This is a genomic window from Rhodococcus sp. NPDC057135 (assembly GCF_042670865.1).
Taxonomy (GTDB): domain Bacteria; phylum Actinomycetota; class Actinomycetes; order Mycobacteriales; family Mycobacteriaceae; genus Rhodococcus_F.
Map to the genome: position 1 here is coordinate 1 of NZ_JBHUUU010000017.1, position 12456 is coordinate 12456.

A 12456-nucleotide genomic window follows, 5' to 3' on the forward strand; every position below is an offset into this window, starting at 1 on the left:
TCGCCGGACCAGTTCGGGCAGGGCGCTCACATCAACCTTTCGCTTCAACAGGACGGACGGAACGCCTTCTTCGATGAAGTTGAGCCCTCGCGCCCGTCGGAGACGATGCGGAACTTCATCGGCGGCGTCCTCGACACAATGGCGGCGGCCAGTTCTTTCCAGTATCCGACCGTGAACTCATACCGCAGAATCGCAGAATTCGACGGACCTCCCACCACCGTCACGTGGGGTGTTGACAACAAGAGCGCGGCCGTTCGAGCCGTCTGCACGACCGAGAAGCTCTCTCGAGTCGAGTATCGCGTCCCGTCGGCGGACGTGAACATCTATCTGTCGATGGCATCGTTCCTTGCCGGCGGTCTGATCGGTCTGCGCGATCACAGCGATCCTGGCCCCGAATGCACCGTCATGGCCTGGGGATTGCCGCCGGGAACCCCGAAGTTGCCAGCCAGCCTTTCTCGAGCGATCGCGGAATTGAGTGGCGATGTAAACCTGACGGAGGTTTTGGGGCGAGAGCTGGTGGAGTACTGGATCGGCACCCGCCGGTGGGAATGGTTGCAGTTCTTCACCACTGGGGGAGACCCGGCCGCAGGAGTCTCCGACTGGGAGCTCGAACGCTACTTCGAGCACGTCTGACAACGAGGACAGGTCTGAAGATGAAAGCAGCAATACTGAACGCTGCCCCTGGTCGGCTCGAGTTCGAAGAACTCGACATCGACGTGGCCGGACCTCGCGAAGTTCGCATACGTACAGCAGCCGTCGGGCTGTGTCATACCGATCTGCACTACGTGGACGCGCTCTGGCGAACAGAACTTCCGGAGGTGCTTGGTCACGAGGCATCGGGCATCGTCGAATCGGTTGGGTCAGACGTCACGGCTGTAGCGCCGGGCGACCACGTCGTGACGTGCATGACAGCTTTTTGTGGCCGATGCCGATACTGCATTGCAGGTCGACTCACCCTCTGCTCCAATCATTCCCGCCTCCGCTCGCGGCCCCAGCCGGCGTTGACGACCAAGGCCGGGCGCGAAGTGGGACGAATGGGTGGCATCGGCGGATTCGCCGAACAGATGCTCGTGCACGAGAACAGCGTCGTCCGCGTCGACGATTCGGTACCTCTCGATCGCGCGAGTTTGCTCGGGTGCGCCACCATCACCGGCGTCGGGGCGGTCTGGCACAGTGCTCGCATCGAACCAGGGGCGTCGGTTGCCGTCATCGGTTGTGGAGGCGTGGGGCTTTCGGTAATTCAGGGCGCCCGGCTAGCTGGCGCGGCCCGGATCATCGCAATCGATGTGGACCAGCGAAGTATCGATCAGGCTCTTCGAGTCGGGGCGACTGCGTCAGTGAACGCGGCTGAGATCGAACCCGTCGACGCCGTACGCGCGTTGTGTCCGGGTGGGGTGGACTACTCATTCGAGGCGATCGGCCGCAGAGTCACTGTCGAGCAGGCATTCTCGATGCTCGCTCCCGGCGGAGTGGCCACGGTCCTCGGCATGGTTCCTGATGACGAGCCGCTGCGGATCACAGCGTCGGAATTGTTTTTCCAGGAGAAGCGTTTGCAAGGCTCCCTCCTCGGGTCGAACCAATTCCCGACCGATATTCCGCGATTGGCCGAGCTGTACGTCCAGGGCCGACTCGAACTCGACGAGATGATCTCGTTGCGAGTCCCCTTCGACGAGATCAACACAGGAATCGCAGCGCTTCGTGAAGGAGGGGTGAATCGTGTCGTCGTCGAATTCGCCTGAGCGTGCGCGTCGCCCATTGATCGGAGTGACCGGTCGGCGCTCGAGCGCGGAACGCCTGGCCGTCGAACCTCGGTACCGCCATCTCGAGTTCGACATGCACTACTCCGATTTTCCCACCCGGCTGTCGTCCGAAGGCGCCCTTGTCGTCCAAATTCCCTATGAAGCAAGCGGAATCGACCTGATTGAGCGGCTCGACGGAATAGTCATCTCTGGTGGGCAGGATGTTCACCCCGAAACACTGGGTATCGACGCCGCGCCCACCGATCCGGACAGTGACCCGCGTCGAGATGCGTATGAGATCGAATTAATATCGGGTGCAGTAGAACTCGATACTCCACTGCTCGGTGTCTGTCGCGGGATGCAGATGCTGAATGTGGCATTGGGAGGCACGCTCGTGCCTGATCTTCCGACCATAGACATCAACCACAAGTCACCAGGACTGGGCATAGCCGAGGAGACCCACCCCGTACGGACCGCCACTGATTCGACGGTGTTCGAGATATACGGCGCACACGTAGAGGTCAACTCCTTGCACCACCAAGCAGTGGACCGGCTCGGCCCTGACCTCACTCCCAGTGGGTGGGCTCCGGACGGTGTCGTCGAAGCGGTGGAGATGCGCGGGAGACCGATCGTCGGCGTCCAATGGCATCCGGAATGGCGCCGGAAGGACCCCGTCTTCGCATGGTTGGTCCAGGTCGCTCTCGCACGAAAGGAAGTGCTCGATGGAGTTGCATGAATACTCGGACATGGACGCCACGGCCCTGAAATGCCGACTCGACCGGAAAGAAGTCACCCCCGCTGAAGTGCGCGAAGCCGCACTAGCTGCAATCTCCCACGTCGACACGCACCTCGGTGCCACCGTCGGTCCTCCACTCGACCCACCACCGGCGTATTCCACATCCGGTCCTTTCAGCGGAGTTCCGTTCGCGCTCAAAGATCTCCTGTGCACTGCGGCGGGAATACCGAACGAGAACGGTAGCGCAGCAACCGCAGGCTATATCGCCACACGTGACTCCGACCTGATGGGTAGGTGGCGCGCTGCCGGACTATCCGTGACCTGTCGCACTGCCACACCAGAATTCGGATTCAGCGCAACGACGGAATCGGCAGTGAACGGTCCTACCCGCAACCCCTGGAACCCGCAGCGAGTCGCCGGTGGATCCAGCGGTGGCTCCGCGGCGCTCGTTGCCGCCGGGGCCTTGCCGTGGGCGCACGCCAACGACGCCGGCGGATCCATACGAATCCCTGCCGCACTGTGCGGGGTGGTGGGACTCAAACCGACCCGCGGGCTCGTTCCACCCGGCCCGGATTCGGATGAACCGCTCTTCGGCCTCACGACTGAGTTCGCGGTCACCCGGACAGTCCGCGACGCCGCCGCGTTGATGGACGTAGTGCACGGCAGCGCACCGGGGGACCGGTACTTTCAGCCGCGTCGAAGCCCCGGCCACTACAGCCGAGCAGTCGGCCGGCGACCGAAAGGCCTCCGGATCGCTGTGTCGACCGAATCACCTGGCAGTCGTCACGCTGCGGACCCCGCCGTGACAGCCGAGGTGATGCGCATCGCACGCTTGCTCGAACAGTTCGGCGGTCACGTCGAAAATGCGGCACCAGATGTTGACTCCGAACTGTTTCGGGATCTCAATCTCACTTTCTGGTCTGCGTCGATCGCAGAGTCCGTGCGCGCACTGACCGGAGCAGGCGCGATCGAGGACATGTACTCCTCGCTGGAGAGCTCGACTGCCGCCATGGTTCGTCACGGATTCACCGTGAAATGGGCGGACATCGCCCGCGCCCGCCGCTACCAGAATCTCCTGACCCGTGGCACGGCGAGCTTCTTCGAATTCTTCGACCTCACTCTCACGCCCACCACACCGACGACCGCCTGGCACGTCGGCGAGCTCGACTCCAACCGGCGTGGTATCACCGCCGGCGAGTGGGTGGACACCTTGGCGCAGTACTCGCCCTTTACTGCCATCTACAACGTCACCGGCCAACCGGCTATCTCCATCCCCACAGGAATGTGTGACGGACTGCCGATCGGAGTGCAGCTCGCCGCAGCTCCCGGCCGTGACGATCTGTTGCTTGCCGTGGCCGCGCAACTCGAGGAAGCCGTCCCATGGGCAGGCCGCGTCCCACCGATTCATGCCGGCAAGCTGCTCCTCCCAGAAACGGAAAAGATGCCGACCCTCTACTCGGAAACGGAACGCCGATGAACACCCGCGAGGAATGGACACAATTCGCGACGTCGATCGAAGCGCCATCGGCGATGTGGCTGAACGGTCAATGGTTCAACGGCGACGGGAGTGAGCGCCACCATGTTGTATCCCCGCACAACGACACCGTCGTAACCAGTGTCCCGCTGGCCAGTGACGCCGACGTCGACAGAGCAGCCGAGGGTGCCCGCGCGGCGTTTCTCGATGGCCGGTGGGCGAGGATCAGTGCGCGCGAGCGTGGCGCGGTACTGCAGCGGTGGGCAGAGCTCGTCTACGCGCACCGCGACGAACTCGCTGCGCTCATCACACTCGAGATGGGTAAGCCGATCCAGGTGGCACGGGATATCGAGCTGCGCGCCGTCGAGAACACCTTCCGCTGGTATGGAGAACTGGCTGACAAACTCTACGACGAGTCGCCGCGCGGCCTGATCGATGCGGTCGCGTTGGTGAGCCGTGAGCCGGTGGGGGTGGTCGCGGCGATCACCCCATGGAACTTCCCACTCACGCTCAGTAGTTGGAAGATCGCCCCTGCGTTGCTTGCAGGCAACAGCATGGTCATCAAGCCCGCTACACAGTCACCGTTGTCCTTGCTTCGCTTGGCTCAGCTGGGTTCGGCTGCAGGACTTCCCGACGGCGTACTGCAAGTTGTCACAGGCAGCGGTGGACAGGCCGGAGCTGCCCTTGCTCGCCACAACGGCGTCGACTGTCTCACCTTCACCGGATCACCGGATGTCGGCAAACAACTGCTGATCTACGCGGGTGAGTCGAATGCGAAACCCGTACATCTCGAACTCGGCGGCAAGAGCCCACAGTTGGTATTCGCCGATGCTCCGGACCTCGCCGTTGCAGCGCGCACCGTGGCATGGGCAATTACCTTCAACGCCGGACAGATGTGCACTGCAGGTGCTCGCTTGTTGGTCGAGGAAACGATCGCGGATCAATTCGTCGCCGAGGTGATTTCGGAAATCAAGCGCTGCACTGTCGGTGACCCTTTCGATCCTGATACCCACATCGGGCCCGTCGCGAGTCGGGCGCATCGCGCGGACGTCCTCGAACACGCGAGAACTGCTCACACAGAAGGCGCAACGCTCGCCCACGGTTCGCTGCAGGAACGAGCAGGTTCGGGGGCGTACCTGGATCCGATCGTGTTCACCGATGTTCAGGCCGAGCACCGCCTGTTCCTCGAAGAAGTTTTCGGACCGATCCTCGCAGTCACCCGTTTCACTGACGACGCTGACGCCGTCAGGTTGGCCAACGCCACACCGTTCGGTCTCGGAGCGGGGGTGTGGACGTCGAATCTCACACGAGCCCACCGGCTCACGCGCGAAATCGACGCAGGTCTCGTCTGGGTGAACTGCTACGAGGAAGGGGATCTCTCCGTCCCCTTCGGCGGTCGCAAACTCTCAGGCCACAGTGTGGACAAGAGCATCCATGCACTCGACAAATTCACGTCGACGAAGTCGACGTGGATCCATCTCTGAACAAAGGCACAGCACATGTCATCACGGGTCAACGACGGCCACATCGCGATCATCGGAACCGGGTTTTCCGGGCTGTGCATGGCGATCGAACTGAAGAAGAAGGGCATCGACGACTTCGTCCTGTACGAACGCGCCGACGATGTCGGCGGAACCTGGCGCGACAACACATACCCAGGGGCAGCATGCGATGTGCCCAGCGTGTTGTATTCCTACTCCTTTGCTCAGAACCCGAACTGGACCCGTATCTTCCCGCCATGGTCGGAACTGCTCGACTATCTCAGATCTGTTGCTGCGCAGTATGATTTGCTGCCGCACATCCGCTTCGGTGTCGAGGTCTCCGAAATGCGGTTCGACGAGGACCGGCTCCGGTGGAACATCCAGTTCGCATCCGGCGAATCAGTGACGGCGGCCGTTGTCGTCAACGGCTCAGGGGGCTTGAGTAATCCGTACATCCCGCAACTACCCGGACTAGAGTCATTCGAGGGTGCCGCATTCCACTCCGCCCAGTGGCGGCATGACCTCGACATGTCGGGAAGGCGTGTCGCGGTGATAGGTTCCGGTGCCAGTGCGATCCAGTTCGTCCCCGAAATCGCCCCGCGCACCGAGACCCTGCATGTATTTCAGCGATCACCCAACTGGGTCATGCCACGTGGTGATGCCGCGCTGTCGCCCGCCACCCGCGAAAGTTTCTCACGGCGTCCTTATCGTCAACGGTGGCTGCGATGGCGGACCTACTGGGCATTCGAAAAGCTCGCCAGCGCCTTCCTCGGAAATCGCAAACTCGTCGAACAGTACCGATCCCAGGCGCTCGCCAATCTTCAACAGCAAGTGCCGGATTCGGACTTGAGGCAGAAGGTCACCCCAAATTACGATCCTGGCTGTAAACGTCGCCTGATATCCGACGACTGGTACCCCGCGCTCCAACGGGAAAATGTGCACTTGAACACCTCGGGGATTTCCGAGATCCGCCCGCATTCGATCATTGACTCAGAGGGAACAGAACACGAAGTCGACACCCTGATCTTCGCGACCGGATTCCAGGCAACCAGCTTCCTGGCACCGATGAAAGTATTCGGCCGCGAAGGAGTCGAACTCTCCGACAGTTGGCGCGAGGGCGCCGCAACAAAGCTCGGGCTTGCATCCGCTGGGTTCCCGAACCTGTGGTTCCTCAACGGCCCGAATACCGGACTCGGTCACAACTCGATCATCTTCATGATCGAAGCACAAGCCAGATACATCGCGTCGGCAGTGCAGCACATGCGCCGAAAAAGGGTTTCTGCCCTCGAACTCGATCGCACCGTCCAGATACGCAGCTACGACGCCACCCAAGAACGCATGCGCCGAACAGTGTGGGCATCGGGTGGCTGCGACAGCTGGTATCAATCCGCTGACGGTCGAATCGACACCCTGTGGCCGGCCAGCACAATCGAATACTGGTTGCGCACCAGGCTATTCCGAAAGTCCGACTTCCACGCACTGACGACAGGCAAAGGATGAACAACATGGACGTATCAATACTCGGCACCGGCTTGATGGGAACAGCCCTCGCCCAGGCGCTCATACGCAACGGGACGAAGGTGACGGTGTGGAATCGAACCGCCGACAGAGCGTTACCCCTCGCTGCGGTTGGAGCTACAGTCGCCGAATCTCCACAATCTGCGATTGCGGCCAGTCCGCTAATCGTCATCAGTCTCCTGAACTACGAGATCGCCAAAGATGTCGTGACAGAAGCAGATTCGATTGACGGAAAAATCATCGTCAACACCGCAACCGGTACGCCGGAGGAAGCGAACCAGTTCGCCGAGTGGATCGCAGGGCGAGGCGCCCGGTACCTCGACGGAGCCATAGCTGCATACCCGGAGGACATCGGAACCGAAAGCTCAGGGATCAACTATTCCGGAGACGAGGACGTGTGGGAGGACGTCCAGAGCCTTCTGACACCCATCGCCGCCCAATCACGATATGTCGGAGCCCGTCCCGGTGCCGCCAACGTGATCGACGCGGCCATGGCAGGCGCCTTCTTCAACGTCGCGCTCGGTGCCTTCCACGAAGCAGCAGCGTACGTGCGGTCCGAGGACGTCGCGATCGCGGAGATGCGCCACAGTTTGCACCTGTGGACCGACAAACTTCTCGAACTCCTTCACGAAGCACTCAAAGCGTTCGAATCCGGAGAGTACGAGACCGATCAGGCAACCTTGAACGTCTACGCAGCCGCAGTAGAAGCCTGGCAACAATCGATGCAGCGAGCAGGCCAACGCGCCGCTCTGATGACGGCGAATCTCGACAACTTACAACGTGCATGCGCCGCCGGGCACGGGGACAAGGGCATCTTCGCTCAAGTCGAAACACTCTCCGCCAACTCTCAATCCGCAATCTAAGGAGACACTTATGACAACCATGGCCAACCACCTCACCGCCCTACCCTCGACAACAACAGTCGACGAGATCGTCGACGTGATCCACCGCGACGGCGGAGTCATCGTCGAAGACTTTCTCGACACCCCCCAGCTCGACGAACTGCGCACCCAACTCGGCCCCGTCCTCGAAAGCACCGGCTACGGAGAAGACGAATTTTTCGCCGGAACCCAAACCCGAAGAGCAGGAGGGCTCTTCGGTCGGATCGACCTCATGCCCCAGATCGCGCTCCACCCGCTCTACTACGGAGCCGCCAAGAAAATCCTTCAGGTGCCCCTGTCCGTCTGGGTCGGAGACGACCAGATCGAAATCACGCCCGATATCCAGATCGGTGTCACCCAGGCAATCGAAATCCACCCAGGGCAGGGTGCCCAGCGTCTCCATCGAGACGACACGAGCTTTCTGTGGCGCCACCCCGACTACGGACGCGAGGGCCGACTGCAGATCATGGTGGCGGTCAGCGATTTCACAGCAGAAAACGGCGGCACCCTCGTCATACCCGGAAGCCATCGGTGGGACGACCAACGAGGCCCGAAACAAGCCGAAGCGGCGCCGACCGTGATGCGGGCCGGTGCTGCCCTCATCTGGACCGGTTCTACGTACCACGGCGGCGGTAACAACTCGTCCGAAGCGCCACGGACCGGCTTGACGATGGCATTCGACCTCGCCTGCTTACGTCAGGAAGAGAACCAATACCTGTCAATCCCGCGTGAAAAACTGCTTGATCTTTCCGAAGAGGTACAGCGACTGCTCGGCTGGGGGTCCGGAGCGAACCTGATGGGTTACGTCGAACGGGGCGGTCAGATGATCGACGCACACGTTCTCCTCGAAAACGGCGCCGTCGAACTCCCGACTGCCCACTGAACCCTCGATCCTGCACGCTGCTGGCCAACCAAAACCTAACTCAAACAGTAGATTCCAGGGTTTAGATCGAGAAACAGCCTGCAGCGTGGACACCCACGTGCCAGGCGTGGAACGTGCAGGTGGCCAAGCAGATGTGGGAAGGTTGGGGAATCGCTGGTTTCAGGCCACGGCGAAGCGACTTTTAGGGCGGGAGAGTCCGAGGTGCCCGCGGAGTGTTGTTGCCGAGTAGTGTTCGCGAAACAGTCCCCGTCGCTGTAATTCGGGTACCAGTTTGCGTGTGATAGCGATCAGATCGTGAGGCAAGACGGCCGGCCGCAATCGGAATCCGTCGAATCCTGCTTCGTGCCAATCGAGTAACAGATCTGCGAGTTCGGATGATGTGCCTACGAAGATAGCCGCGTCTGAGGTCAGCGGGTTGCCCGCGTTGGTGTCGAGTCGCTCCTTTCTGCTTGCTGCCAAGCCTGGTTCGTCGTCGATGACAACGACGAGGTCTGCGAATATTCGGAGCGGCCGCGTTGTGGTATCGCGGCCGGTCCGGGATGCGGTTGCGGCAACCTCCGCGATTGTTGTGGCTGCTTGTGTACGGTCTGCGGGCGTCACGAATACGACGTCGCTTGCGGCGGTGGCGAATTCGTATGGAATGTCCGCGTGGGCGAGACTGGCTACTACAGGCTGTCCTTGAGGTGGGCGCGGGGTGATCGCCGGTCCCTTGACCGAGAAGTGTTCACCTTCGAAATTGATGTGATGCAGCTTGGCGTGATCGATGAATCTCCCGGACGTCGTGTCGCGGATTTCTGCGTCGTCTTCCCAGCTGTCCCACAATCGGCGGGCGACTTCGACCACGTCGCGTGCTTCGTCGAACAGTGGCCGCAGCCGAGCAGCGATTCGTTCTGGTGCCAGCACGTCGTTGTCTGTCAATTGAGGTGTGACGCGGCGCCCGAAGTGTGCGGCGTCGGATGCACGAGCGGAGATCTGTGGTCGCCATCCGGCGCGTCCGGAGCTGGCGTAGTCGAGCGTGGCGATTGCTGTTGCGAGGTGAAAGGGCTCGGTGTGGGTCACATTTGCGGTGGGGATCAGGCCGATGTGACGGGTAAGCGGTCCTAGGCGTGCGGCGAGGAGGACAGCATCGAGGTCACCGCGAACTTGGTCGGTTCGGGTATCCGGGCGATGGATGGTGGCAGTTTGTAGTCCAAGTGTGTCCTCGATGGTGACGAAGTCAAGGAGGGCTTGCTCCGCCTCGATCGCCAGGTCGGCCCAGTATGGTGCGGTGAACAGATCGTGCGGCCGAGCGTCGGGTTCGCGCCATGCTGCGGGGTGCCATCCAGCGCCTTGTAGGGCCAAACCTAGATGAATATTGCTCTTTCTCAATGCTTCTCCTGGTTGAGGACTTCAGTGTCAGTGGTTCCTCGCGGGGAAGAGGAGGACAGTCCGAGGTGGTTGCGGAGCGAAGTGTCCGTGTAGTCCTCGCGATAGACTCCCTTTTCTTGCAGGATCGGTACAACCTCGTCTACAAAACGGTCGAGGCCGCCGGGGGTGGTTGTGGGTACGAGTACGAAACCGTCGGCTCCGTCGGTTTGTACGAATTCGTTGATCGAGTCGGCGACTGTTCGAGCGCTACCGACGAATGTCTGGCCGCCGTGGTTTTCGATGGCCAGGTCTCGAATGCTCAGACCACCGCGGCTGTCCGAAAGTGCCCGCCACTGCTGTACGATAGCTGCGCGGTCTCCGCGAAAGACCGAATGTCCCTCCAGTAAGACGGAGTTGGGATCGGGTTCGATCTTCGGGAGCGGCCCGTTGGGGTCGTAGTCGGACAGGTCTCGACCCCAGACAGCTTCTAGGTGGGCAATGGCGGTTTGCGGGCTGACCTGGGACCGGGTGATCTCGTCGGCGAGTTCTGTCGCTTCTTGGTCGGTATCGGCGATCACTACGGTTGCCGTCGGGATAATCTTCAGATCTTCGCGTGAGCGACCGTGGTAAGCGAGTCGTTTTTTGACGTCGGCATAGAATTCGCGTGCCTTGTCTATCCTGTTGTACTTGCTGAAGATGACGTCTGCTTCGGCTGCGGCGAATTGCCGACCGGATTCGGAGTCTCCGGCTTGGATTATCACCGGGTGTCCTTGCGGTGACCGGGGAGTGGAAAAGCGTCCTGAGATATTGAAATGCCCTCCTTGGTAGGAGTATTCACCTACGCCGGCGTGGACGAACTGTCCGGCGTGCGCGTCGGCGAGGACGTCGAATTCGGACCAGCTGTCCCATAAGGTGCGTGCCGCGGTGAGAAACTCCGCAGCGCGTTCGTACCTGTCATTTTCGTCGAGAAATCCGCCGCGCCGAAAGTTTGCTCCGGTGAAGGCGTCGTGGCTGGTCACAATGTTCCACCCTGCCCGGCCCTCGCTCAGATGGTCCAGTGTGGCGAGTCGACGGGCGACGTCGTACGGCTCGTTGAACGTGGCATTTACTGTCGCCGACAGCCCTAGGTGCGTTGTGGCCGATGCCAGTGCAGCAAGGATTGTGAGGTTGTCGGGTCTGCCTACGACATCGAGGTCGTAGAACTGGCCTTTGTGCTCGCGTAGGCGCAGTCCTTCGGCGAGGAAGAAGAAATCAAATTTCCCACGCTCGGCTGTCCGCGCCAACGATGCGAATGAGTAGAAATCAATCTGGCTGTGCGAGTGCGGATCCGACCACACGGTGACGTTGTGGATGCCTGGCAACTGGGCCCCGAGGTGAATTTGTTTTGTTCTACCGATTGTCAACGAACGAATTCCTTCCTGTGGAGGTGGCATCCGAATTCAGGCTGACGCCGCAGACAATGCAGGGCTCGCTGCATAGGTAACTGTGTTCTCGAAGCGAACGTCATGACTGCGTACGTGAATGTCGACCCTATCGCCGTCGACGATCGAGAACCCATCGTGAAAGCTCGCCTCGTCGGCTCCGAGGAGAACGTAGTTAACCAGGCCGGGTCGCCTCAGTGCGGGGAATGAGAACAAATGCTCGACCATGTCGGAAACGCGGTAGTACAAGGCGTCGGTGCCGCAGTTGAATTCACCCTGCCACGCAGTTTGGCCATTGCGCACGATGTTGACCTGTCCGTTGACAGTTGTGGGTGGTTCCCCGAGAAACAGCAGCGGTACGACGACCGTGTCGCACAGTTTGCAGTATGGGTTGTATCCGGGGTCGCGACGATGAAGTCCGATGTCGCACAGGTCGTTTCCGAATGTGTATCCAGCGTAGTGCGGTGTTCCTTCCGCGTCGTTGATGTATACCAAGACCACTTCGGGTTCTTCGATGAGTGCCAGCGGTTCGGCGGGGACATTCAGGTCGTCTCCTGGTAGGCGAATCCAGTCACCGAATCCCTTGAAGAACCACTTGGGAGGGGTGAACTCGCCGTTGTCGGGAGCTGACTTGCCGTCCCACTTTTTCTTGTGAGTTCCCATGAAGCCGCTCAACAGTGCGTTGCCGTTGGTGCCGGTGAGCAGGGGAGGACGCAGTCGAAGTTCGGGATCGTCGCCGGCAACGACGATTGGATTGTGGCCGGCGGCGATTATGTCTCGGATGGCATCGGCCGACCCGTCGGTGTTCACGATGGACTGTGCCAGCAGGCCGTCTTTGCTGCGGTACAGATTTACCAGGCCAGCGGAGGTGTCTGCTCGCCCGAATCCGACATGGGGTTCACCGCGGTAGGTCGCTTCGAACACTGTGGATGGGTGTGAAGAGGTCATGGTGGGCTCCTTGTGCGTTGCTGTTTTC

The 12456-nt window shown here is 60.9% G+C and carries 10 protein-coding genes and 1 pseudogene; 8 read left to right on the top strand and 3 right to left on the bottom strand.

The genetic code is table 11. The features are described 5' to 3' along the window. From ACFT1A_RS26055 to ACFT1A_RS26090, 8 genes and pseudogenes are all read left to right on the top strand, one after another. Positions 1-633, top strand: a pseudogene (locus tag ACFT1A_RS26055) (glutamine synthetase); the annotation flags it as partial. A 20-nt stretch (positions 634-653) separates the two neighbouring features. Continuing rightward, positions 654-1739, top strand: coding sequence for a Zn-dependent alcohol dehydrogenase (locus tag ACFT1A_RS26060; RefSeq protein WP_378449336.1), 1086 nt, complete (start codon positions 654-656; stop codon positions 1737-1739). Next, a complete protein-coding gene (locus ACFT1A_RS26065) occupies positions 1717-2475 on the top strand; it encodes a gamma-glutamyl-gamma-aminobutyrate hydrolase family protein (RefSeq protein ID WP_378449337.1) in 759 nt (252 codons plus the stop codon). The genes ACFT1A_RS26060 and ACFT1A_RS26065 overlap by 23 nt, the downstream gene beginning before the upstream one ends. Next, a complete protein-coding gene (locus ACFT1A_RS26070; protein ID WP_378449338.1) occupies positions 2462-3952 on the top strand; it encodes an amidase in 1491 nt (496 codons plus the stop codon). The genes ACFT1A_RS26065 and ACFT1A_RS26070 overlap by 14 nt, the downstream gene beginning before the upstream one ends. Continuing rightward, positions 3949-5433: an aldehyde dehydrogenase family protein gene (locus ACFT1A_RS26075; RefSeq protein WP_378449339.1), complete on the top strand. Its 1485-nt coding sequence runs from the start codon at positions 3949-3951 to the stop codon at positions 5431-5433. Before ACFT1A_RS26070 ends, ACFT1A_RS26075 begins: the two co-directional genes overlap by 4 nt. A 15-nt stretch (positions 5434-5448) precedes the next feature. Then, entirely contained in the window at positions 5449-6930 is a 1482-nt protein-coding gene (locus tag ACFT1A_RS26080) for a flavin-containing monooxygenase (protein ID WP_378449340.1), read from the top strand. 5 nt (positions 6931-6935) lie between these two features. Continuing rightward, positions 6936-7811: an NAD(P)-dependent oxidoreductase gene (locus ACFT1A_RS26085; RefSeq protein ID WP_378449341.1), complete on the top strand. Its 876-nt coding sequence runs from the start codon at positions 6936-6938 to the stop codon at positions 7809-7811. 10 nt (positions 7812-7821) lie between these two features. Further along, the gene (locus ACFT1A_RS26090) at positions 7822-8712 is read left to right on the top strand and encodes a phytanoyl-CoA dioxygenase family protein (protein WP_378449342.1); all 891 of its coding nucleotides are present in this window, start codon (positions 7822-7824) and stop codon (positions 8710-8712) included. A gap of 159 nt (positions 8713-8871) precedes the next feature. Here ACFT1A_RS26090 and ACFT1A_RS26095 read toward each other — a convergent pair whose 3' ends face one another. Genes ACFT1A_RS26095 through ACFT1A_RS26105 form a run of 3 tightly spaced genes read right to left on the bottom strand, consistent with a single transcriptional unit; the run spans position 8872 to position 12428 of the window. Next, positions 8872-10080, bottom strand: coding sequence for an LLM class flavin-dependent oxidoreductase (locus ACFT1A_RS26095; protein ID WP_378449343.1), 1209 nt, complete (start codon positions 10078-10080; stop codon positions 8872-8874). Beyond that, the gene (locus ACFT1A_RS26100) at positions 10077-11462 is read right to left on the bottom strand and encodes an NtaA/DmoA family FMN-dependent monooxygenase (RefSeq protein WP_378449344.1); all 1386 of its coding nucleotides are present in this window, start codon (positions 11460-11462) and stop codon (positions 10077-10079) included. Before ACFT1A_RS26100 ends, ACFT1A_RS26095 begins: the two co-directional genes overlap by 4 nt. A gap of 36 nt (positions 11463-11498) precedes the next feature. Continuing rightward, positions 11499-12428 carry a hypothetical protein gene (locus ACFT1A_RS26105; protein WP_378449345.1) on the bottom strand — a complete coding sequence of 310 codons (930 nt, stop codon included), beginning with the start codon at positions 12426-12428 and terminating at the stop codon, positions 11499-11501. Positions 12429-12456 lie beyond the last annotated feature (28 nt).

Bases quoted from the DNA above. Each gene is read 5' to 3' on its own strand.
- ACFT1A_RS26060 (WP_378449336.1), top strand. From the start codon at position 654: ATGAAAGCAGCAATACTGAACGCTGCCCCTGGTCGGCTCGAGTTCGAA.
- ACFT1A_RS26070 (WP_378449338.1), top strand. From the start codon at position 2,462: ATGGAGTTGCATGAATACTCGGACATGGACGCCACGGCCCTGAAATGC.
- ACFT1A_RS26075 (WP_378449339.1), top strand. From the start codon at position 3,949: ATGAACACCCGCGAGGAATGGACACAATTCGCGACGTCGATCGAAGCG.
- ACFT1A_RS26080 (WP_378449340.1), top strand. From the start codon at position 5,449: ATGTCATCACGGGTCAACGACGGCCACATCGCGATCATCGGAACCGGG.
- ACFT1A_RS26085 (WP_378449341.1), top strand. From the start codon at position 6,936: ATGGACGTATCAATACTCGGCACCGGCTTGATGGGAACAGCCCTCGCC.
- ACFT1A_RS26090 (WP_378449342.1), top strand. From the start codon at position 7,822: ATGACAACCATGGCCAACCACCTCACCGCCCTACCCTCGACAACAACA.
- ACFT1A_RS26105 (WP_378449345.1), bottom strand. From the start codon at position 12,428: ATGACCTCTTCACACCCATCCACAGTGTTCGAAGCGACCTACCGCGGT.